Raw genomic sequence first — 23,303 nt, forward strand, 5'->3', positions numbered from 1 at the left:
AAGAGCACCATGCATCAGTGCTCTTTAAGATAGGAGGTAACACTTTGAGCTGGATGATTAGGTTAAAAGTATATGATGTAGAAAAGGAATAAGACCTAAATTTTATTATTAGTTCAATAAAAAAGAGCGGCTAGCAAAAGCTAACTGCTCTCCAGAAAAGAGTTAAGAAGGAAGTTCAGAACTCAAGTGCATTTATAGTATGGACAAGGTTTATGGATTTATTCAAGGGGGGATCGATAATGTGCACTTATTGGGAAAACACAGTTAAAGAATTCTTTAAGAAGCAAGAGCAGGAACGAAATAAAAGAGCAACTAGCCAAGGCTAATTGCTCCATTCATGGGGTCTCCTACATATATGTGTAGGCTGATTATAGTATTTGTAAAATCTAGAGTTTTATTCAGGAATAAATAAAAGAGCAGCTAGCAAAAGCTAACTGCAATGAGAAAATTACATACACGAATCTAAGGAGTATCAATATTTCGTGTATGTATAGTATGGACGGAATTTCTAAGTTTATGTAATGAAAATTAAAAAGAGCAGTTATCATAACTAACTGCTCTCACAAATACTGGAGAAATGGACTGCTTTGGGGAAAACAGCTTGTACTTAGTATTAACGGAATATTGGATTTTATTCAGTTCAATAAAAAAGCAGCTAACAAAAGTTAACTGCTCGAGCAAGGAAATCGGAGAAAAGATCACCGCGTCATCTACAGTATTGACGGATTATTAAGTTTTATTCAGGGGGTAAACAATGAAAAATATAAAATATAAAGTTTTGACAACAAGCTTTGATGGTAATACAGGATTGTTTCCGGTGATAGCATTACACTTTCACGATGAGGATAGCATAATGATTACTTACGATGATCCTGGTTATGGAATAAATAAAGAATTGTTAGATAAAGGTTCCCTTATCCCGTCTACAGGATTAAAGGATAAGTACGGTAAGGATATCTATCTTGGTGATAAAGTTCGTTGGACCAAGCTACAGTATACAGATTGTAGTAGGACGGAAGTGGAAGGTACTGAAATAACTGAAGGTGTAGTTGATTGGATGGATACGACATTAGTGCTAAAAAAGGATGGACATGCATTCTTTTTATGGCCAACCGCTATTGATGAACCAAATGAACTTGAGATTATAGGGAACATATATGATTTAGAACAAATTCAAACAAAATAATCCTTTTAAAATAAAAAGAAAAAAGCAACTTGTATTGGGGACAAGTCACTTTTTTCGAGTGGCAATGTTACATTTATTATAACAGGACAAATGTAGCATCTAAATGAATAAAAAATACAAATTTTAGACAAAATTCGAGATTGAAAATGAATACAGTCCGGCTAGAAAACTAGAGGACACCAATTCATTAAAGCGGCAATTCAAGCTGTTTTAGGGATAGGTGTCCTTTTTATTTTGAAAAGGGAGATGGGGAAATGAAGGTGTTAAAGGATCAGCTACGTGAATGGAAAAAGCAATCAAAAAAAGCAAAGAAGAAAAACAAGAAAAAACAAAAAGAGAAATTAAGCACACGCGACATTGAAGATTTAATGGGAATTCGTGGTCCGCGTTATGAACGCAGACGCGGAGCTTTAAGACAAAAATAATAACAATGGAGGAATTTAATATGAATAAACAATTATCATTTAAAATGCCTGTTTTAGATGAAGAAGAGACAAAGAATGAAGTTGAAAAAGTATTTGAGGAGTATCGTATGTATTTATCTCAAATGCCAAGTGACATATTACCGAAAGTAACCGCATCGTATTCAATTGTTCCTCCATCTGTAACGAATGAATTTAACAGCTCTACAGAAAACATAGCAATTGAAAGAGTACAATACGAAATGGCCAGAGATAAATTTATGAATTGGGTTCATAGAGCTGTTAACAGGCTTCCAAAAAGAGAAAGACAAATCATTCATATGTATTATATGGAAGAAGAGAAGGGATACGATCCAGACATAATGGATGAAGTGAAGTTAGGTAGAACAACGTATTATAAAGTTAAAGGAAAAGCTTTATTACGTCTAGCTTTCAGTTTGCGAAAAGAAGTGTTTAAACAAAGGGCGCAAAATGAAGAGGTAGAAGTAGTATGAACATTGTACAGCCGATTCGAGATAAAGAAATAATACAAGAAATAAAAGAGTTTTATAAGGAGCAGAATGAGAGGAACTACATTCTGTTTCTTCTTGGTATTAATACAGGGTTCAGGATATCGGATATATTACGTTTACGTGTTCGTGATGTAGAAGGCTGGAATATTGTGATACGCGAAAAGAAAACAAGGAAGATCAAAGATGTGAAGATGCCGTCTGAGCTGAAGAGAGCCATCAGAAATTATACTGAAGGAAAGCCAAAGAATGAATACTTAATTAAGAGTAGGAACGGAAAAAATAAACCGATTACTCGTGCAATGGCATATGTGATATTGAATCAAGCTGCAGAAGAGTTTGGGTTGGAACGTATTGGTACTCATTCACTCAGAAAGACATATGGGTATCACCATTACAAACAATTTAAAGATGTAGTTGCTTTGCAAAAGATGTTAAATCATACAGATCAGAAAGAAACATTGAGATACATTGGAATGGAGCAAGATACATTAAATGATTATCAAAGGAAGTTTAGAATCTAATTCCTTTATTTTTTTATCACTTATTGAATTAGCTTTAAACTGAAAGTGTCAAATTCATTTTTATAAAATGCGAGAGAGATTGGTATATCTAAGGTTAAACGGAATAGGTGAATTTAACACAATCTAGTTTATAGATAATTAATTATTAATGATTATGGACTTTGTTTATCAAAAAACTATGTAAAAACAGGCCGATAATGATGTTGAAAACTAGTCATAAGCAGGATGGATTAAAATGTGATGTGGTAATTTACATTGAAACGGTTCAATTGGAAGATGTGACAACGACGAAAAATAAGACGCAGATGAAGCAGGTGCAGCAAAAAATTAATAATTAAAAAACGCGAACTATTTGCGGACAGTTTGCGAACTATTTACGGACACTTTTTGGTTTTTAACATGTTATATTTATATAGTGAGTAATGGCGGAAAATACACTCATTAAATTCCTAGAAAATAGAAATAGATTGTTTTGACGGATAGAGATGGTTGTAGATAGGATATCAACTTGCTTGTTTATTTCAAGAATTCGTGCTCCGTGTTGTGTATTATTGTGGGCTTGAAATGAAGTCAAGATGTTTGTCAGAAAGACGTGAAGTTCTATTACTTTAATCAAATGATTTTAAAGGTATCTTAATCCAACTGAGTATTTATTCAAAATAAAAAAGCTTTAATTGAAATAGAGAGTAGAAAACTGTATTTTCTGTATAATGAAGATTTGTTGGATTCTTTAATCATCTTAAAAAATATTGTATGAAGATAAAAAAAGAAGGAGAGAATATGATTGGTTAAAAATATCTTTTGGAGGTAACAATCATGCAATTAATTGGAAAATCATCATTTACTATTGGAAGCATTAGGAAGGAGGATTTTTATGAGATGGAAAATAAAGCTTGGGAATTTTCATTATTAGAAACAGAAGAAGTTAATAAGATGAAAGAAGTAGAAACGTTACCATTAGGACTAAGAAGAACAGAAAGATTAATAAATTGCAGAGGTACTAGAAATTGGGTAAAACAAAACTTTATGATTCCAGGAAATTCCGTAGTCTGGCTAGAAAACCATGTAGGTTCTATCGAGATGGGATGGAATCGTTATGTTGATCCTACGGGTAAATTTAGCGACAATGGCGCAATCCTAAAAGCCGATAGATCAGACTTCACTGTTCAAGATATAAATGCTTTTTGCTTCCTTGTTGCATCGAAAACAAGCGACAGTTATATTTATTTAAAAAATACAAATATTCCAAACTGGGGTGCGTCAGTTGGAACAGCAACAGCATATTGGAAATTTGAAGCAAATGAAGGCGGACATTGTGTAACTGCTTTTAATGATACTGATTATAATAATACAGGTTACTTTGAACAACGGCTTGTATATACTTCACAACAGGATTTTTTTGAGTCACATAAACATCTTTTTAAATAAACAGAAATCAATATAATTTACCTAAAGTTCAAATGAAGTTTAGGTGTTTTAAGTATAGAAAAGTCAAAAAATACAATTATATAAATAGCTGTATCTAGTTTTAATCAAACTTTATTTTATGACTATATATTGAGGAGAGCTAATGCTCTTTTTCTAATTTCTTAACAATATGCAAGTAGATCAGTTGTAGGTGTTGGGTGATAAAAAGAATAGGAAAACTTCATGTAAATGTAACGTAATCAAAGTGCAAAAATCATAAAAAGCATTCGTGTAGAATGCTTTTTATGATTTAAGAGATGTAGATTAAAGGAGTGCAAAAGAATTTTTATTAATTTCACATTACTTCTTTTAGTGCAATAAACTACGTTGCTTTTCTAAAGTCTGTAAATATCTATAGAATTAACAGAAATAAAATGCTTAATATATGAGAGAGAAGTGAAATATAAAAAACGAATATTTTTACTCAAATGGCTGTTAAAATAATAAAATTACTAGTAATAGATTGGAAGTTTAGATAAATAAGAGTCGGGACGGTGGGTTAATGATGGACTATATTCAACTCATTGGAGAAGGGAAACTTATGAAGTTTTATAAGTCTAAAGAGTGGAGAGAGCTGAGGATTAAGGCTTTACAGCGTGACAATCACGAATGTCAAATGTGTAAGTCGAAAGGTAAATACAGGCCTGCTGAGAATGTGCATCATCTTAAGGAAGTGAAGACGCATCCACACTTAGCAATGGATTTAGATAACCTACAATGCTTATGTATTCGATGTCACAATGAAGTACATGATCGATTAGATAAGGTTGAGAAGAAGGTACCTAAGTTCATGAATGAGGAACGGTGGTAGCTATGATTATTGTGGATGGTAGTTGGACATTTGATACTGACTTGATGATTCAATACGCTGAGAAGGACGAGCGTACGTCATATGAACGCGACATGCTTAATCAGTTCCGAAAATATTCTTATTGGCGTTACTGTCAGATAAGAGACTGTGTGAACCCAAGGAAGTGCAAGAGACTTAGACTTACTGATGTTAGAGAAAGATTGCAAGAAGAAGAGAATTTAATATTTACTACAGACGTTTTAAAGATTTCTAGTGAAGAAGTCTTTTTTATTTTGGATTTTATCGAAATTTACTTTGAGTTAGTTTCTTAGGGAGTGAGCTATGTGGAGAAGTGGAAACAAATAAAAGGGTTTGGATATGAAGTATCTACTTATGGGAGAGTTCGAAATGCTTTAAGTGGTAAAATTTTGAAGCTACAACTTCATGATAATAAATACTATAGAATCACTTTATATCATCATGGTAAGAAGATAAATCAAAAGATTCATAGATTAGTTGCATATGCATTCATTGATAATAAAGGCAACAAACCATTTATAAATCATAAAGATGGGAACAAGTTGAATAATCATGTTGACAATTTAGAGTGGTGCACAAACGATGAGAACATGAAACACGCATTAAGAACTGGTCTAATAAAGAGGTTGAATAAAGAAACAGTAATAGCAATCTATAGCGATTGTTGGATTAATCAATTGCCAATTTATAAAATAGCTAAAAAGTACAATGTAACAAAGCATACAGTTCGCTCAATTAAAGGTAAGCATTCATACAAGGATATACTTAAGAAAATTAAATTACAACTTGTGATTGAAGCTTAAAACTCCCCCCCATTCAAGGGTTCGACTTTTATCTGGAGGACCGATCAACGGGGGGAGGAGAGCGGTTAAAACATATTTGCAAATTAAAAAGTAAGAGGGGGGGTACTTGTGCGAAAACTATCAAAAAAAGCACAAATAAAGCATGATTTATTACAACAATTGGAAGTGAATAATTTGTATGGTATGCATTACGTTGATCTTGTCGATGATTACATGACTATGGTTGATGTGAAAAATAAGCTGGCTAGAGAAATAAAAAAGAAAGGCCCGATGATTGAATGGCAAAATAGCGAGAGTCAAAAAGGGACTAAGGCGAATCCAGCAACAAAGGAATTTCGTGAAACAAATAAACGTATGACAGAATTATTAAAGATGCTTGGTTTGAAGGAGCCAGTAATTGAAGAAGGAACTGAAGACGATGACATCTAAATATCCCACTACATATCAATATCATCCATACATTGATGAATATATGCGCATGGTTGAGAATGGAGAAATCCAAAGTTGTGAAGAACAAAAGCTTCTCATGAAGTTCCTTCGTTGGAAGTTAGATCAACCGGATGTGGTAATTGATGCGGAAGCTATTGAAAAATCGGTGGAGAAGCCAGCCCCCTATTTTCCCTTTTCCCTATTTGCTTGGCAAAGATTTTGTAATGCATTTTTTTACGGTGTACGTTATGCAGATGGCCGTCTTATGTTTGATAGGTATTTGCTATTACTTGGACGTGGTGCAGGTAAAAACGGATATATAAGTTATGACAGCTTTTATATGATGAGTGGACACCATGGAATTAAAAATTATGATATAGACATTGTAGCAACATCCGAAGATCAAGCTAAGACGTCATTTCAAGATGTTTATGATATTTTAGAAGCGCCAAAATTTGCAAGGAAGTTGAAAAAGGTTTTTTACAAATCGAAAATACTTATAAAACATTATAAAACTAAATCTAAATTTGAATTTAACACATCAAATGCTCGTACAAAAGATGGTAAGCGAAGTGGAGCTGTTATATTTGATGAGTTACATGAGTATGAAGATTATTCCAATATTAAAGTTTTTACATCTGGTTTAGGTAAAAAGAAAGACCCAAGGATTTTTTATATTACAACCGATGGAAATGTCCGTGGTGGAGTGCTTGATGATATGAAAGAAGAAGCTCAAATGGTATTAAATAAAGAATTACCAGACTCCACGCTGTTTCCTTTTATTTGCAAACTTGATAATGAACAAGAAGTTCATGATGAGTCTATGTGGGAAAAAGCTAATCCTTCATATAGATATAATGAAAATTTACAGCATAAAATGCGTAAAGAATACCATGATATGAAACGAAATAGCGCATTGCGAATCGAGTTCATGACAAAAAGAATGAATTTACCTGTCGAAGATACAAGGAAAGAGGTTGCTACTTATGATGAACGATTAGCAACAAATCAATCATTCCCTGAAAATATCCAAGGGATAGAATGTATTGGAGCAGTTGACTTCGCACAAATTCGTGATTTCTGTTCAGTTGGAATCTTATTTAAAAAAGATGGGAAACGATATTGGAAGCAGCATACGTTCATGCATCATACAGCGCCTAAGTTGCAAGATATTAATCCAGATATCATTCGAATTGCAATTGAAAAGGAATTGCTTACTGTTGTTTATGACAAATCAATTAGTGCGGAACATGTACGAGATTGGTTCGTAATGATGAATAAAGAATACCGTATAAAAAAAGTCAGCATGGATTTATATCGTTCAGCTATTTTAAAAGAATCGCTTGAAGAGGCGGGTTTTGAAATTGAAATTGTTCGTCGTGGTCCAGCGACGCATAGTAAGCTCGCTCCACTTGTAGAAGAGATTTTTATTAAACATACCATTGTTTTTGGTGATGATCCGTTAATGCGTTGGTATGTGGGAAATGTCTATAAAGAAGAAAAAATGAACGGCAATATTGAATATAAAAAGGTTGATAAAGAGAAGCGAAAAACAGATGGTTTTTTCGCTTTTTTACATGCGCTTAATTGTGATAGTGAGTTAAAAGAGTCAAATACTTTAACGAAAGAAAATGTTAGAAAGATATTTAAATCATTTAGTGTATAAAAGGTGGTGAGAATGTGGGATTAAGAGATTGGGTAAGAGGTTTTTTTGGAAGCAAGAAGACTCTGACTTTAGATTCATGTTTTTATGAATTAGGAGTTGACTATTTCTATAAAAAGTTAGCTGTAGAAAGTTGTATTGATTTAATTGCAAATGCTTTAACAAGGTGTGAATTTCAAACTTTTGAAAAAGGGAAAGAAAAACGTGGTGAAAATCACTATTTATTAAACGTGCAACCAAATCAAAATCAAAATGCATCGGAATTTATGCATAGTTTGGTAAATCATTTAATCATGGAAAATGAATGTGTAATTATTATGCAAAATAAGCAATTGTACATTGCAGATTCTTTTAATGTTAATAAGTTTGCATTAAAAGAAAATATATACAAGGACATAACTGTTGGTGAGCTTACTTTTGACAAATCATTTAATGAATCAGAAGTGTTTCACTTTAAACTCAATGATCGTAATATTATGCAAATTATAGATGGAATGTATAGTAGTTTTGGAAAATTGCTTGCATCTTCAATTGATTACTATAAAAGAAAGAATAATAAACGTTTGTTAATCAAAGGTGATTTTTTAAGGCCGCAAGATCCAGAAACGCAGGCAGCAATCGATGAAATGTTCGAGGGGCAGTTAAAAAATTGGTTTAATGCTGATAAAGTGGGTTCAGCTTTTCAATTACAAGATGGCTATACAATTGAAGACATGAGCGATAGTAAAAACGGTGTAGCAAATAACAGTACGAGCCGTGATATTAGTGATTTGATCAATGACATATTTAACTATGTAGCAGTTGCTTTTCATGTCCCAATAGGAATTTTAAAAGGTGATGTAGCGGACATTGAAAAGCAATTAGATTCGTTCTTAGCTTTTTGCATTAATCCAATTGCTGAATTGATCCAAGATGAATTTAACCGGAAGATGTACAGCAAAAAAGAATATATAGACCGCACATATTTAAAGATTGATACAACAAAAATTAAGGTTGTAGATATTACGAAACTAGCAACAGCATTAGATAAACTCTTTGCAATCGGTGGTTTATCTATTAATGACATCTTAATTATTCTTGGTAGAGAGCCGATTGAAGAAAAATGGGCAAACAAGCGCTTTGTTACAAAGAATTATCAAGAAGCTGATTCATTGGAGGGAGGTGAAAAGAATGAGACGTTACAAAAATGAACAGTATAATCATCTAGCTAATATCCAACATGCTTTTAAAGCAGAAACAAAAGCTGATTCGCTGGACATAACGATTTATGGTGATATTGGTGAATCATGGTGGAGTAATTCTACATCCGCAGTTGATATTGAAAGAACATTGAAAGCTACTTCAGCAAATGTTATTAATATCAATCTAAATAGTCCTGGTGGGGATGTATTTGATGGGATTGCGATTTATAATCAACTTAAAAACCATCCGGCAAAAATCATCATTAACGTAGATGGACTGGCAGCAAGCGCCGCATCTATTATTGCGATGGCAGCAGACGAATTAATTATGAATACAGGTTCTATGTTAATGATTCATGAAGCTTCTACATGGACGTGGGGGACAAAATTAGATATTCGTAAGACATTGAATGCTCTTGAGGGAATTGACAAATCGCTTGCGGATATTTATATGACGCGTTATCAAGGGGAACGTTCAGAAATTGAGACAATGATTGCGAATGAAACATGGTTTACCGCCAATGAGGCAGTAGAGATTGGATTGGCTCATAAAGTAAATGAACATGTAGAAGATGACGATGTGGTAGATCCAGAGGAATTTAAAAATAATGTACTTCAGAAATTCCGAAATAAAAATAAACAGCAGAATGAACCCGTAGCAGCAGGTTCAACTGAAAATATACTTAACAAATTTAAGCGCGCGTAAAGCAGTGCTTTTTTTATTGTCTTAAAAACAGGAGGGAATAAGATGACTATTAAAAATTTAGATCGTCCGGTAATCGAAAATAAAGATCAACAAATTAATAATGTAAAAGAGGCGCTTGAAACAGGTGATGCACAAGCGGTAGCGGCACGTATTGTTGCAAACATGGAGAACAATATGCAGCATTTTCAGGATATGATGAACGATGTAATTAATGAAGCACAACAAGCCAAAAATGAAAATTGGGATGCTCAAGTGTTGGCCTCTCGCGGTGTGCGTGTTTTAACAAATGAAGAAAAGAAATTTTATAATGCAGCAATTGAAGTTAAATCATTTAGCGAAACACATCAATTGATGCCACCCACTGTTTTCGAACGAGTTTTTGAAGATTTAGAAAAGGAACATCCATTACTTTCTCTTGTTAATTTCCAAACCGTAGGAGCAAAGACACAATGGGTTGTTAGAAAAGAGGGCACTACGACAGCGTTTTGGGGTGATGTATGTGACTCAATTAGAGAAATGATTGACGAAGGTTTTGAAACAATTGAAGAAGGAATGTACAAACTTAGCGGATTTTTAGTTGTATGTAAAGCTATGTTTGAACTAGGTCCTGAGTGGTTAGATAAGTATGTGCGTGCATTTATGAAAGAAGTTGTAGCAGAAGAATTAGAAAAAGTTATTGTTATGGGGACAGGGAAAAAACAACCAATTGGTATGATCAAAGATTTAAAAGGATCAGTAACAGATGGTATTTATCCAGATAAAAAGAAGGTCGTTTTAGAAGACTTTACTCCTGTAACAATCGGTAAGAAAATCTTAGCTCCTACTACTAAAGGAGGAACGAAACGCTATACAGGGGTAACGCTTATTGTGAATCCTTTGGATTATGCAACAAAATTTTTCCCGATTGGTGCAAAACGTAAAGATGATGGTACTTGGACATATGATAATTTTGGAGTGCCAGGTTTAACGATGGTCCAGTCGCCAGCCGTCCCATTAAATACAATGATCTCTGGTAAACCGAAAGATTACTTTATGGGAGTTGCTTCAGAACAACGTTTAGAGTCAGACGATACAATCCGTTTAATTGAAGATCAACGTTTATATCTCGTTCGTCAACTTGCAAACGGTCGTCCGTTAGATCCTGATTCGTTCACTGTATTTGACATTACAGCGTTAGAAGCGAAAGAAGGCACTACAACGCCCTAATCCATCCTCTCCTGTTGAAGAGAGGAATTATTCAGCATTAACGAAGGTAGAGATTCAGTCTTTATTAGATCAAAGTGGTATTGAATACAAGTCTAATGCAACAAAGGCTGAATTAATCGCTTTATTAGAAGGTGATGCGAATGGATGAGCTTTTGAATGAACTAAAAGATGTTCTTAAAATCACCTGGAACGAAGAAGATGCTAGTTTAATAAAACTTTTAGAAAAAGGAGAGGCGTATTTGTCGAGTTTAACAAATGCGTCTTTTGATTTTTCAAAGGAGCTAACGCCGAAAGATTTGCTGTTAGAACGGTGTCGGTATGTCTATAACAATGCAGGTGATGAGTTTGAAAAAAATTATAAAAATGAATTATCCAGGCTTATTTTAGATGTGGCTTTAGGAAAAGTTGGTGTAATCAATGGTTCTAAAATCGTATAGAGAAACCTTAAATGACGGATTTCTACAATACGGATATAAAAAAACAGAGCGCTCAGAAGAGGGGAAAAGAATAGGTGAGAAGTTTCGTGAAGAAGGAAAGCTTGCCTATAAAGTGATGTCTTTACGGGACAGTGATTACAAAATGGTAGGCGTTTTAACAACGGGATTAGATTTAAAAGTTAAAACGTTATATCCTCCTTCCTTTAGAAAAATAAATAAAAATAAACTTAAGGTATTAATGGATGGAATCGAATATGACGTGATTAAAGCGGATCATGATTCTAATAAACAATACCTTTTCTTTTATTTGCAGCAGGTGGTGAAATCTCGTGAATGAAAAATCTAAAAAGCTTATGAAAGAGCAAAGAAGTGGTATAAAAAAAGCCATTGAAGACGGATTTAAACTTTTAGTTGTTGAGGATGAACTAGCAGAAGATGAAGAATCGCAGTTAACAGAAGAGGGATATAATTGTTTTATTTTAGAATATGGTGAGTTTCAACCCTCTTCAAATGAGCGTTCAATTTCTCAAAGTATATATATTAGTTATTTATCGGAAAATCAATTGAATTTAGATGAACAGGTCATTGATATTATTTCATGGATTGGTAAAGTGAAAATGGTATCTTTTGTCGGCACAAAAAGCGATCGTCTTCAATTGAAAGATACAGATCGTTATATTGATCGTGTTGTTTTTACGTTTAAGAGGGTGATTCCGATTGAATGCATTTAATCTTGATTATACAGCGATAGAAAAACTCGAAGAAAAGATGCGACAGTTACCAAACAAGATGGAACCTGTTATCAACAAGATTCTTCATACAGATGGCGTCCAAATTGCGACAGAAGAGATTACAAAGCTTATACGAGTATCTCGCTCTAAATGGAGCGTTCAAAATAAAGTACATGCCAAACATAGTAACTGGTCAAAAAGTGAAGAAATGAATTTGGGTTTTAAGATAAAAGCTAGGGGTGGAGCGGCTAATAAGAAAGGGTCGTTTGGATATTTAGTCTTCCCAAACGAAGGAAGAGGTCCGCATAATCCATTAGAACAACGATTTGCAGAACGTGGGATTATGAATGCAAAACCTAAGATTCTAGAAAAATTACACAAAGGTGTAGATAAAGTATTAGAGGAGGAATTATAAATGGCTAAAACGATTGAAGAATTTAATTCTATGTCAATTGCGAATGCAAGTATTCAATTTAAGAAGAAAGGTACGCAAGAACCTGGTACAAAATTTGGATGTGTAGGGACAATTGAAGGGGAACCAGAAATCAAAGAAATGAAAAAGGTATGCGGTGGTGTGACGTTAAAAAAGAAATCAAAGACTACTGAAATTAAGGTAACTGTTTCGGCACATATTCCTGTTAAAGTAGTAAGGGATTATTTTGGATTTGATACAGTAGGATTAAAACCAGGTGTTTGGGCATATGGAAGCGAGTCTAAAGGAAATGATTTTGTATTTACAGCAGATGTAGTAGACGATTTTGATGATGTTGTAAAACTGATTGCGTTTCCAAATTGCTCAAATTCTTCTGGTTTTAAGTTTTCAATTGCGAGTGGTGAAGAGGAATTGGCTATGATGGAATTAGAATTCTCAGCCTTACCAGATGATTTAAATAAATTCTATTATGAAGCGTTTGTGGATGAATTAGCAGATGCAACAGTCGCTCAAAAGTGGCATACACAATTTAATTCAGCTCTTGTTAAAGGAACAACTTCAGCTTAAAGCCCTAGTTTCATACAGGGCTTTTTCTTTTGGATTTAAATGAGAAGAAAATGAAAGTGAGGAAATAGCAGATGAAAGTACAAAAAATAACATTAAAAGAAGTCGAATTTGTAGAAGTAGAAGGTGAGTATGAAAAACGTTTTATTAATAAACAGAACTATCCGGCGTTTTTAACCAATTACGCTTTGAAAAAAGGCCAAGAAGAAGGGCTTATTACTAGTTCAATTATTGCTGATATCGTGAAATTCCAAGCATTAGATGGATTAAGAAATGAGGATAATAAAGATTTATCAGCTTTAGAACAAATCGATCAAACAAATATTCATAAAGTGATTTATATGGCGTTTAAAGGCGCAAACCCAAAAGAAAAGTTAACATTTGATGATTTCTTACAGAAGTATCATGATTCATTAGCAGAATCTATGGAACTATATACGAAGCTGGTTGTTGATGTAATTAGTCAAGATCCAAATCAATTTGCCGCAGCACTGAAAAAAAGTACAAATAGCGGCGGTAACGGTGAAAAAAAGTAAAAAATCCAGACATTAAAATTGAATGTGTGGAAGATAAATACGTCTTGTATTGTCTAGTCTCTGGAATAGATCCAGAGACTTTTTGGCATGAGCCAATTTCGTCTGTTGAGCGTATTTACGCAGGGATTACAGCGTTTGAAGCATGGCGTAACAATCCCAAGTAAAGGTAGGTGAGATAATGGCAAGAAATAATTCGGAAGTTGAAGTAATATTTAAAGCGCAAAATAAAGATTTTAATGATGCTATGAAGGGTATGAATCAGGAAACTAAAAAACTTCGTCAAGAAATGAAATTACAAGAAGAGCAGATGAAGTTAAATGCTACTGATTCAGAAAAACTACAAGCTAAGCTTCAAAATCTTTCCCAACAATATGCAGTTGCACAAAGGGCTACGCAAGCAACGGCAGAACATTTACAACGTGCTAAAGAACTGTACGGAGAAAATTCTACTGTCGTAGCAAAGCTAGAATCAAAATTACGAAGTCAACAAATAACAGAACAACAGTTAGCGAATAGTATTAAACAAACTTCTGAAAGTTTAAAACAGGCGAGAGATGCTGAACAGGAAAGAACAAGTGAAACAGCTAAAGCAGCTCAAAAACTGAAAGAGCTAAAAGGACAGGAAGAGCAGTTGCAATCTTCTCTTTCTAAGTTAAATGCTCAATACGAGTTGCAAAAAGCAACGCTGGGTGAGAATGCTTCAGAAATAGAAAAGTTACGTTTAAAAATAGATAATCTTGGAGAGCAACATACTGTTGCGGCTAGTAAAGTACAAAACTATCAGAAACAGTTAGATCAAGCCAAACAGCAGTATGGTGAAAATGCTAGTGAAATCCAAAGATATGAAACGCAGCTTATACAAGCTCGGACAGCAGAACAGCAGTTGCAGAATCAATTAAGTGCGACAAATAGAAGTTTGCAGGAACAAGAAAACGCAACGAAACAATTAAAGACATTCTTTGATGCGACTGAAACGAGTGTAGATCATTTTGCAAATGCATTAGGAAATAACCTTACAAACGCAATACGAAACGGTACAGCGACCGCTAGGCAGTTAGAACAAGCGATTCAAATCATCGGTCGTGAAGCATTAGGTTCAGAGGCAGATATCGAGAAATTACAGCGATCTCTTCGTTCTATAGATGATGGGAACTCATTACAACAAGTTCGAAATGATTTGAGAGACCTTTCACGAGAAGCAGAGAGAGCATCGCACAGTTTCAAAGAATTAGATATCGGTTTAGAAAATATGCTAGGTGGATTAATGGCTGGTGGTGGTATTTCAGGAGCCATTGAGCAAGCGCTTGATACTTCTAAATTAAAAACAAAAATTGACGTTTCTTTTGAAGTTCCAGCATCTTCAAAAAAGTCTGTTGAACAAGCTGTTCGAGGAATTGAAGCCTATGGTGTTGATGTGGAAGAAGCACTGGAGGGTACACGTAGACAATGGGCATTAAATCAAACTGTCAGTGATAAAGCTAATGCATCCATTGTAAAAGGAGCAGGAGCCATTGCAAGTGCTTATGCAGGTATAGATTTTACTGAGTTAATTCAAGAAGCAAATGAAATTGGTAATGAATTAGGAATAACTAGTGATACAGCTTTAGGTCTAACAAATCGTCTGTTAAAAATCGGTTTCCCTCCCGAGCAATTGGACATTATCGCTGAATATGGTGGTCAGTTAACGCGAGCTGGTTACAATGCTGAAGAAGTACAAGCAATTATGGAAGCTGGTGTTGATACAGGAACATGGAATTAGATTATAGTTCCCTTGTATGGCGACATACAATGAAAAACTCCTTTAATTCAGTGGAACTCTCAAATGAGACAATACTGAGCGAAGCCTTTTAATTAAGGAACGTGCAACGACTAGTCGAGAGACGTAGGGTGTAAGCAAATGACACTCGAAACGGGGAGCAACTCAAGTAGTTGAAGATATAGTCTAATCTATACGGTGACGTATAGCAGTTCATAAGAGAACGGGCGTGACGTTGCGAGTCAGGTTGAATACAAATGATTGATAATCTCTTAGATGGACTAAAAGAAGGACGTGTTAAGGCGGCTGAATTTGGTCAAGGTGTCGACAAGTCTATGAAAGAAGCTCTTGAAGGCACTAAAATTTCGGCTGATCAGTTAGAAAAGTGGGGGCAATCTATCGCTAAAGGCGGTAAAGAAGGTTCAGCAGCAATGACAGAGATTGCGAAAGCTTTGGCTAGTATTGAAGATGAAACAAAACGAAATGAAATCGGTGTTAAACTTTTCGGTAGATGATAAATTGTGCCGAAGTAAAATCGCGGTATAAAGCAAAGAGGGTGCGAATCCTGATTTGAACCGAAGGCTATACAAAGTGTAGTCAGGGGCAGAGCATAGAGGGTGAAAAGATATAATCCTTCCACGAGACCGCGACACTTATTAGTGAAAACGTATGCCGAACTTACAGGAAATGAACTGTAAGAAGTAGAGGATAAAAAGCCTTTACGATAACAAAATGACAATGTATGAAGACCAAGGACAAAATATTACGAATACACTTATTGGTGCTCAAGATAAAGTTATAGATTTAAACAAAAACCAAGAACAACTAAATGAAATGATAAAGAAGATGGATGCGAGCCCAGCTGTAAAGTTTCAAAAAGCTATGAACGACTTAAAAATGGCACTTGAACCTGTTTTGGGAGTCATTGCTGATGTAATTAGTGCTTTTGCGGAATTTGTTTCAGAACATCCAGCATTAGCAGCAGCTATAACAACAATTGTGACCACGCTTGGGATTCTTGTTGGAGCATGCATGGCGTTAGCCCCAGTGTTTGTCACCTTATCCAGTATAGCTGGTATATTGGGTGTAAGTATTGGGGCTGTTGCTGGTCCAGTTGCATTAGTAGCAGGTGGAGTGATAGCTGCATCGGCGGCTATCGCTGGATTGATTATTTGGATGCGAAATTTATGGCAAACCAATGAAGGGTTCAAAAATAGCATTACGAATGTAATTGAAAGCGTTCAAAACTTTGGACACGCATTATCTTCATTAGGTAAATATCTATTCTATACGGCTGTTGATGGAGATTATTTAAATGATTGGATTACTCATTTGCCAAAAGGATTTCAAGATGCGGCTGAAATAATAGGCTTGGCAGTCAGTAAGATACGCGAAGCGTGCCTTCATCTTTTTGATGCAGTAAAAGCTGTTTTTTCGGGAGATTTTAGCCAGTTAGGCGAAATCTTTAAGATGATCGGTCCTAGTATAGCGGGAGCAATTATCGGAGGACTTCCAGGTGTTCTTGTATCTGTATCTCGTTATTTGCCAGCCATTGCGGAGTATTTGAATACAAACTCAGGAATTATTCTTGAAACTATTACAAATATTTTTACCAACATAGCCAATTTCGTAACAACAGTATTACCGCAATTTCTTGAAGCGGGATCACAAATGATTTCAAATCTTGTGAATGGTTTGGTTGTAGCGGCTCCAATTATGCTTGAAGCTATTGTTGGGATTATAAATACAATTTCACAGATGATTGCTACCTATCTCCCTATGATTGTTCAAATGGGAATACAAATCATTCAAACTTTAATTTCTGGGATTGTACAAGTCTTACCTACTCTGATAGAAACAGGACTTCAATTGATTCTAACTTTAATAAACGGAATTATGCAGATGCTTCCACAGTTAATCCAAATAGCTGTAACGATTATTCAAACTATTATTAATGGAATTATGTCATTTTTACCTCAGTTAATTGAAATGGGAATAAATTTATTAGTTTCATTAATTACAGGAATTACACAAGCTTTACCGATGATTGCTTTAGCGATTATTACAGTTATTACAACTTTAATTGAAGCCATTACAGCGAATTTACCTATGATTATTGAAGCTGGTGTTAAGATTTTAACTAGCTTAATAGACGGAATCATTAAAATGCTACCGCAACTTATTGATTTAGCGATAAATCTTATCACCAAAGTGGCGGATACTTTATTAACAAACTTACCTAAAATAATTGAATCCGGTGTAAAGATTTTAATGGCCATTATTGATGGAATTGTAAAAGTGTTACCACAGCTTATTAATGCAGCATTAGATTTAATTGTCAAAATAGCATCCACATTAATTGCAAACTTGCCGAAGATACTTGAAGCTGGTGTGAAAATTTTACTTATGTTGATTGCTGGGATTGTAAAGGTGATACCGGAATTAATTGCAGCAGCATTAAAGCTAATTGTTACTTTAGCAGGAGAGTTAATTAAGAATCTACCTAAAATCCTTGAAGCTGGTGTTCAACTGATCTGGGCTTTAATAAAAGGTATTGTGAGTATGGTAGGAAAATTAGGTTCTACAATCGTGACAGATATTGTACCGAAGATTGTTGATACATTAAAGAAGATTGATTTATTCAAGATAGGTAAAGATATTATAAGTGGATTGATAGACGGTCTAGGTAGTATGGCTGGTAAAGTGTTAAGTAAGGTGAAATCTATTGGTAACGATATTCTTGACGGTTTTACTTCCTTCTTCGACATCCATAGCCCTTCTCGAAAAATGCGAGATCAGGTTGGTAAACAAGTTGGTGCTGGGCTTGCTGTTGGTATGGAACAATCAATGTCGACAGTTCTTGCGGCAGCTAAAAACTTAGCAAATTCAGTGTATACGGTATTAGAAACAACGTTAAATACTTTCAATAGCTCCACTTTAAACGACATGAATAATAACAATCCTCTTCGGAGCTATTTTGAGGCAATATTGGAAGATGGTGACTATCTTAATGATTGGATTACCCATTTACCCGTAGACATGAGGGATGCACTTAAACAAGTTGGTAAAGAGCTTGAAGGTTATGATGTTAATAGTGGTATGAGCGAAAATAATCCTGTTGCTCGTTATATTCGTAGTGTATTAGAGAGTGGAGATCCTTTTCAAAAGATATTAGAAGAGGAATTTGTAGAGTCTGGAAAGTGGTTGGAGATAGGTAAGAAAGTAGCTGGTTTCAGAGAGCAGATTTTTAAAGATTTTTATAATGCTCCAAACCAAAAGTCAACCAAAGGTAATGTGTTACAATCCGCACTTAATAACATTTCAAATATGGTTGATGATACTTTTAAAAAGTTAAATTTATATGGAATAAATAAACAAGATAACATCACTTCTAATCTGTCTACGTTAGCGACAAGAGCAGTTCAACCGATTGTTCAACAAATTGACAGTGGTCCTGTAGAAATTAATTTTTATAACACAATTAATAATGAACGTGATGTGGATCGTATGTTTGAAAAAGCAAATGATTGGTTTGCTGAGCGTGGCCGTAATGTAAAAATAGGAATAGGGAGGACTTAAATTGCTAGACATAGGTATCGATAATCAGTTAGCAAGTGACTATGGAATATGTATGGTAGAACGCCCTGTTATTCCTACAGCAGAACAGGAAGTAGAACATATTGAATTGCCGGGTAGACATGGTTCACTTACAAAAAAAGGGGCGTTTAAAGACGTCCCTTTAAAAATAAAATTCAATATGCTTGAAGAAGAGAATATTAAGCCATTAGTTCGGCGCATGAAGGCTTGGTTGATGAATGGCAAGACACTATATTTTACAGATGATGATGTGTATCGAAAAATTAAACATGTTGTAGTAGGTGATATTGCAAATGAAATTGAAGAACACGGTGAGTTTGAAGTCGACTTTACGCTTGATCCGTTTGAGTATACAGAAGATGCAAACATAATGTTGAGTACTCCTGGAACTATTTATAATCCAGGTACAATGGAATCGGTTCCACTGTTGTTCATTGCAGGGAATGGTACATTTCGAATTTTCATTAATGATGTTTCTTTTCAGATTAAAGATGTAAATGGTTCTGTTGTAATAGATTCAGAATTATTAGAGGCATACAGTGGTACAGTATCAATGAATGATAAGATGATTGGTGGTTTTCCAGAATTCCAAATAGGAGAAAATAAAATAGAGTGGTCAGGTACTATTCAATTTATTTCAATTCAACCAAGATGGAGATATAAATAATGATTACTTTATATAAACCAAATGAAACAGATTTTACGCATAACGGAATTGGTGTTTTAGATAAACATATTTATAATGCAACTGTTGAGGAAGAACTCAACGGTTTATTTGTGTTTAATTTTAATTATCCTTTATTTGCTCCATATGGAACGAAGATTGACGGAATGAGCATCATAAAAGTTCCTACTCCTGATGGGGATCAGTTATTTCGCGTGGTGACTCCTAAAGTGAGCGTGGGAGAAATCAAAGCGGTTTGTTATCACATTTTTTATGATTTAACGGAAAACTTGATTGAAGATATATTTATACAGCCTACAAATGGTACTGGGGCTATGGCTAGGTTATCATCAGGTTGTCAATATAAGCATCCGTTTACTTTTTATTCTGACGTAACGAATATATCCACCGCACGTATTGTTCGAAAGAATCCAGTGGAAGCAATGTTGGATACGAGCCAAGATAACTCATTCGTGAATCGATGGGGCGGGGAATTAAAAAGAGACAACTTCGATGTTAAGATGCTGAAAAACCGAGGAGCTAATCGTGGAGTAGTAATAAGACATAAAAAAGATTTGTTAGGTTATGAAGGAAGTGTGGACTGGAAAAGCCCTACTACCAGAATTATGCCGCAAGGGTTTGACGGATTGTTATTACCAGAAAAATATGTAGATAGTCCACTGATTCATAAGTATCCACATCCGAGAATACGAGTGATTGAATTTAATCATATAAAAGCAGCTATTGGTAAAAATGCAAATGATGAAGACGCATTACCTGTAGAAGAAGCATATAAAAGGTTACGTCAAGCCGCTAAAGCTATGTTTGATATTCAGATGGTAGATCAACCGAAAGCGACATATAAGGTTGAATTTCAAGAGTTGTCTCAAACAGAGGAGTATAAAGAATATAAAATTTTGCAGCATGTCTGGATGGGCGATATTGTTACAGTTAAACATGAGGAAGATGGTATTGATATTCAAGCAAAAGTTATTGCGTATAAATATGATCCGATTAAAAAGGAATATATCAATGTAACCATTGGAAACTTTAAAGAATCTTTTACAGATATGGCTGGTAAGGTAGATCAAATCCAACAAGATTTATCCAATATGCCAGGATCTTTACTGGATGCAGCGAAAGAAAATGCCACAAAATTAATCAATTCGGGATTTGGTGGAAATGTACGTGTATATCCAGACCGAATTTTAATTATGGATACCAAAAATGAAATGACAGCTTCAAAAGTGTGGCAGTGGAACATAAACGGATTAGGGTATTCATCAAACGGGGTAAATGGTCCTTATGAAATAGCAATGACAAAAGATGGGCGTATTGTTGCGGATTTCATTACTACTGGAGTATTGAATGGGAATTTGATTCGAGGCGGAGAAATAACAGGAACTACTCTTAGAACTGCCAATGATTCTAATTATGTCTCTATTTCCAAACAGTTTATTAGGTTAATGGAATCGTATATCACTCGGATTTTCATGGGCTATTATATAAATCAAAGTAATATCATGCAACCCACTATTGTATTAGGTGGCAACAATGATATAACAGCAACGCAGGGTGCAGTGTTAGTTTACCAACTCGAAAGTTCTCCCAAGTCAGGAGGAATCGGAATATCAAATGGATACCTAAATGGTGATCCAAACAGAGTCTATTTTTCAGCGGGCCTTGCGTTTAATCAAAATGGACATGCAGAACTAAGAGCGGATCAAAGCCTAGAACTAGAGTCAAAAGCATCCTATGCTTCTTTGAGAAGCCAAAATAATCTTTTTCTGGAAAGTAGAACAGGTGGTGCTTATTTCACTGCAAAAGAAGGGTTTAATTTCCGCCAAAATGGAGATCGAGTTGTTGATTTGAAGTTGACACCTGGTGGAGATAGTGACATCGTATTTCAGAACATTTTATTACGGAACAACAGAAATTATGAAAATACCTATGTGCAAGTGAAAAGTGCTGGGGGAACTTATTTTAACGGTGTTTTAGCAGCAGATTTTAAAGTGTCTTCTAAAAAGAAATATAAAACCAATATACGTGATATTAAATTTGATGCGTTAGAGAAGGTAATGGGGTGGGAGATTAAACAATACAACCTTAAAACAGAAATGGCTCAATTATATGATATGCGTATGAAGCGTAAAGAAGGAGATCCACTCCTTACAACAAACGATATTACAACACACTATGGAGTTGTACTTCCGGATGAATCAAAAGAAAATGGTGTTGGCTTATATGGGATGATTTCGCAGACTGTTAAAGCATTTCAGGAGTATGTAACCAAAACAGATGCTAGAATCGAAGAATTAGAGCCGATAAAGCCTAAAGGAAATATAAAACACAGGAACAAAGTAAAACGTCAAAGAAGACCGCCTAGACGCGTGAAAAGGAATAGTTAGAGAGAGGTGTAGTCATGCGAAATGAGGAAATTATTATAGATTTAGCAGATACTGTGTTTACCAAAACAATTCGTTCGAGGCAAAATGATAAAAACGGATTGAAGATTACTGTAAATGTAAGAGAAAAGGGGCAACTTGTTGATTTAACAGGGTATGCAGTGAAGTACGAAGCGATTAATCAAGTCGGACTGTTTGTTCGGGATGATGCCCAAATAGTTGATGCAAAGAATGGCGTATTTTCATACACATTGTCCTCGCAAGCTGTTTCCACATCGGATGATTGGACAGCTTATTTTGTTATGGAAAAAAGTACAGAACGAATGAGTACACCAGACATTCGGATTACATTAAGACGGGATGTAAAAGAAGGAAACATTAAAATAGAAAACTATATTTCAGAGTTCGATAAGCTCAAGAAACAGATAGATGCTTTGCAACAAGCGGTTGATAAAATGGATGTTGTAAAGCGATCAGGCGGGATAATGACAGGTTATCTAACAATGAGACCAACGCCCGGTTCCAATATCGGAGTTGTATTCAATAGTGAGGATAAGGTATTAGATATCGGTCTTGTAGGAGCCTCGGATGGTCAATTCTATTTAAAGGACTGGAAAAATAATAAAGTGATGCTTGATAAATCACCTACTGGCGTATTCAATGTTTATGCTGATAATCTTCTAAAAAAAGCTGGCGACATCATAAATGGATTACTTGAATTTAAGAGCGATAATGCAATTGTATTAGGTAGTCGCTCTTATAAGACAGTAATTCACAAAGGGGCGCAGGGAGAGCTGATTTTTGCTCCATCCACAGTTTCTCAAGGGGATACTTGGGATTGGTCTAAAAGAGTAGAATTTCGAACTGATGGGACAATTAGACAAGCAAATGATACAGGTTGGATTAACCTCCCTACAACTGGGGTAGAGAATGTTCCTGATAGAATTTTGAAGTACAAGAGAAGTGGGGAACAAATATCTGTCATTGGATCAGTTAAATATCTAGCAAATACAACAGTATTTGCAACCCTTCCGGCTGGATTTCGCCCTGTACAAAGTATTGCTTTCCCAGCACTTGCATATGGTAATGGACCAACAGTTTGTGAAGTTACAGTTAAAAGTGATGGTGGAATTTTCTTGAATGGTGTTCAAAATGGAAATGTCATTCATATTGCGATGAGCTTTTTAATTTAGATATTACAGATTAAGCGTGCATAAGCAGGCTTTTTTATTTTGTATAAAATAGGGCTTTGATT

26 protein-coding genes and 1 pseudogene are annotated in these 23,303 nt (G+C 34.9%); all 27 read left to right on the forward strand.

The window, feature by feature from the left end; translation table 11 throughout:
- Positions 1 to 853: 853 nt before the first annotated feature.
- The 27 genes and pseudogenes from ACTFO4_RS14270 to ACTFO4_RS14400 all read left to right on the forward strand — a co-directional run bounded on the left by ACTFO4_RS14270 (position 854) and on the right by ACTFO4_RS14400 (position 23,241).
- Positions 854 to 1,186, forward strand: coding sequence for a YopX family protein (locus ACTFO4_RS14270; RefSeq protein WP_332284199.1), 333 nt, complete (start codon positions 854 to 856; stop codon positions 1,184 to 1,186).
- A gap of 254 nt (positions 1,187 to 1,440) precedes the next feature.
- Positions 1,441 to 1,611 (forward strand): hypothetical protein, encoded by a 171-nt coding sequence (locus tag ACTFO4_RS14275; RefSeq protein ID WP_098584837.1) that lies wholly within the window; start codon positions 1,441 to 1,443, stop codon positions 1,609 to 1,611.
- Between the two features lie 20 nt (positions 1,612 to 1,631).
- Positions 1,632 to 2,102, forward strand: coding sequence for an ArpU family phage packaging/lysis transcriptional regulator (locus ACTFO4_RS14280; RefSeq protein WP_153598514.1), 471 nt, complete (start codon positions 1,632 to 1,634; stop codon positions 2,100 to 2,102).
- Positions 2,099 to 2,641 carry a tyrosine-type recombinase/integrase gene (locus tag ACTFO4_RS14285; protein ID WP_001028515.1) on the forward strand — a complete coding sequence of 181 codons (543 nt, stop codon included), beginning with the start codon at positions 2,099 to 2,101 and terminating at the stop codon, positions 2,639 to 2,641. Before ACTFO4_RS14280 ends, ACTFO4_RS14285 begins: the two co-directional genes overlap by 4 nt.
- A 197-nt stretch (positions 2,642 to 2,838) precedes the next feature.
- The gene (locus ACTFO4_RS14290; RefSeq protein ID WP_440018860.1) at positions 2,839 to 2,979 is read left to right on the forward strand and encodes a hypothetical protein; all 141 of its coding nucleotides are present in this window, start codon (positions 2,839 to 2,841) and stop codon (positions 2,977 to 2,979) included.
- A 478-nt stretch (positions 2,980 to 3,457) separates the two neighbouring features.
- Complete coding sequence (locus tag ACTFO4_RS14295; protein WP_440013783.1) at positions 3,458 to 4,069, forward strand: hypothetical protein; 612 nt, start codon at positions 3,458 to 3,460, stop codon at positions 4,067 to 4,069.
- Between the two features lie 541 nt (positions 4,070 to 4,610).
- On the forward strand, positions 4,611 to 4,919 hold the full coding sequence (locus ACTFO4_RS14300) for an HNH endonuclease (RefSeq protein ID WP_440013785.1): 309 nt from the start codon (positions 4,611 to 4,613) through the stop codon (positions 4,917 to 4,919).
- Between the two features lie 2 nt (positions 4,920 to 4,921).
- Entirely contained in the window at positions 4,922 to 5,230 is a 309-nt protein-coding gene (locus tag ACTFO4_RS14305; RefSeq protein ID WP_144489616.1) for a hypothetical protein, read from the forward strand.
- Between the two features lie 12 nt (positions 5,231 to 5,242).
- Positions 5,243 to 5,740 carry an NUMOD4 domain-containing protein gene (locus tag ACTFO4_RS14310; RefSeq protein ID WP_440013787.1) on the forward strand — a complete coding sequence of 166 codons (498 nt, stop codon included), beginning with the start codon at positions 5,243 to 5,245 and terminating at the stop codon, positions 5,738 to 5,740.
- A 108-nt stretch (positions 5,741 to 5,848) separates the two neighbouring features.
- A complete protein-coding gene (locus tag ACTFO4_RS14315; protein WP_098202587.1) occupies positions 5,849 to 6,169 on the forward strand; it encodes a P27 family phage terminase small subunit in 321 nt (106 codons plus the stop codon).
- Positions 6,159 to 7,835, forward strand: a complete 1,677-nt coding sequence (locus tag ACTFO4_RS14320; protein ID WP_255288657.1) for a terminase TerL endonuclease subunit — start codon at positions 6,159 to 6,161, stop codon at positions 7,833 to 7,835. The genes ACTFO4_RS14315 and ACTFO4_RS14320 overlap by 11 nt, the downstream gene beginning before the upstream one ends.
- 14 nt (positions 7,836 to 7,849) lie before the next feature.
- Entirely contained in the window at positions 7,850 to 9,022 is a 1,173-nt protein-coding gene (locus tag ACTFO4_RS14325) for a phage portal protein (RefSeq protein WP_440013789.1), read from the forward strand.
- Complete coding sequence (locus ACTFO4_RS14330) at positions 9,003 to 9,719, forward strand: head maturation protease, ClpP-related (RefSeq protein ID WP_440013791.1); 717 nt, start codon at positions 9,003 to 9,005, stop codon at positions 9,717 to 9,719. The genes ACTFO4_RS14325 and ACTFO4_RS14330 overlap by 20 nt, the downstream gene beginning before the upstream one ends.
- Before the next feature lie 42 nt (positions 9,720 to 9,761).
- Positions 9,762 to 10,925, forward strand: a complete 1,164-nt coding sequence (locus tag ACTFO4_RS14335) for a phage major capsid protein (RefSeq protein WP_000153084.1) — start codon at positions 9,762 to 9,764, stop codon at positions 10,923 to 10,925.
- 37 nt (positions 10,926 to 10,962) lie between these two features.
- A pseudogene (locus ACTFO4_RS14340) lies at positions 10,963 to 11,073 on the forward strand (hypothetical protein); the annotation flags it as partial.
- The gene (locus tag ACTFO4_RS14345) at positions 11,066 to 11,362 is read left to right on the forward strand and encodes a hypothetical protein (protein WP_000343915.1); all 297 of its coding nucleotides are present in this window, start codon (positions 11,066 to 11,068) and stop codon (positions 11,360 to 11,362) included. The pseudogene ACTFO4_RS14340 and the gene ACTFO4_RS14345, both read left to right, overlap by 8 nt.
- Positions 11,343 to 11,699, forward strand: a complete 357-nt coding sequence (locus tag ACTFO4_RS14350) for a phage head closure protein (protein WP_021727581.1) — start codon at positions 11,343 to 11,345, stop codon at positions 11,697 to 11,699. Before ACTFO4_RS14345 ends, ACTFO4_RS14350 begins: the two co-directional genes overlap by 20 nt.
- Positions 11,692 to 12,093 (forward strand): hypothetical protein, encoded by a 402-nt coding sequence (locus ACTFO4_RS14355; RefSeq protein ID WP_021727580.1) that lies wholly within the window; start codon positions 11,692 to 11,694, stop codon positions 12,091 to 12,093. Before ACTFO4_RS14350 ends, ACTFO4_RS14355 begins: the two co-directional genes overlap by 8 nt.
- Positions 12,080 to 12,508 carry a hypothetical protein gene (locus ACTFO4_RS14360; RefSeq protein ID WP_127063797.1) on the forward strand — a complete coding sequence of 143 codons (429 nt, stop codon included), beginning with the start codon at positions 12,080 to 12,082 and terminating at the stop codon, positions 12,506 to 12,508. The genes ACTFO4_RS14355 and ACTFO4_RS14360 overlap by 14 nt, the downstream gene beginning before the upstream one ends.
- The gene (locus ACTFO4_RS14365) at positions 12,509 to 13,093 is read left to right on the forward strand and encodes a major tail protein B (protein WP_021727578.1); all 585 of its coding nucleotides are present in this window, start codon (positions 12,509 to 12,511) and stop codon (positions 13,091 to 13,093) included. It abuts the gene before it with no gap.
- Between the two features lie 71 nt (positions 13,094 to 13,164).
- Positions 13,165 to 13,626: a hypothetical protein gene (locus ACTFO4_RS14370; RefSeq protein WP_440013794.1), complete on the forward strand. Its 462-nt coding sequence runs from the start codon at positions 13,165 to 13,167 to the stop codon at positions 13,624 to 13,626.
- A gap of 178 nt (positions 13,627 to 13,804) precedes the next feature.
- Positions 13,805 to 15,385, forward strand: a complete 1,581-nt coding sequence (locus ACTFO4_RS14375) for a hypothetical protein (protein WP_440013796.1) — start codon at positions 13,805 to 13,807, stop codon at positions 15,383 to 15,385.
- A 254-nt stretch (positions 15,386 to 15,639) separates the two neighbouring features.
- On the forward strand, positions 15,640 to 15,897 hold the full coding sequence (locus ACTFO4_RS14380) for a hypothetical protein (protein ID WP_440013934.1): 258 nt from the start codon (positions 15,640 to 15,642) through the stop codon (positions 15,895 to 15,897).
- A gap of 217 nt (positions 15,898 to 16,114) precedes the next feature.
- Positions 16,115 to 18,961 (forward strand): hypothetical protein, encoded by a 2,847-nt coding sequence (locus tag ACTFO4_RS14385; protein ID WP_440013797.1) that lies wholly within the window; start codon positions 16,115 to 16,117, stop codon positions 18,959 to 18,961.
- 1 nt (position 18,962) lies between these two features.
- The gene (locus ACTFO4_RS14390; RefSeq protein WP_440013799.1) at positions 18,963 to 19,646 is read left to right on the forward strand and encodes a phage tail protein; all 684 of its coding nucleotides are present in this window, start codon (positions 18,963 to 18,965) and stop codon (positions 19,644 to 19,646) included.
- Positions 19,646 to 22,051 (forward strand): phage tail spike protein, encoded by a 2,406-nt coding sequence (locus tag ACTFO4_RS14395; RefSeq protein ID WP_440013801.1) that lies wholly within the window; start codon positions 19,646 to 19,648, stop codon positions 22,049 to 22,051. Before ACTFO4_RS14390 ends, ACTFO4_RS14395 begins: the two co-directional genes overlap by 1 nt.
- Positions 22,052 to 22,065: 14 nt before the next feature.
- Positions 22,066 to 23,241: a BppU family phage baseplate upper protein gene (locus ACTFO4_RS14400; RefSeq protein WP_440013803.1), complete on the forward strand. Its 1,176-nt coding sequence runs from the start codon at positions 22,066 to 22,068 to the stop codon at positions 23,239 to 23,241.
- Positions 23,242 to 23,303: the final 62 nt, after the last annotated feature.

Source organism: Bacillus cereus group sp. MYBKT14-1, from assembly GCF_051915185.1.
Classification (GTDB): Bacteria; Bacillota; Bacilli; order Bacillales; family Bacillaceae_G; genus Bacillus_A; species Bacillus_A cereus.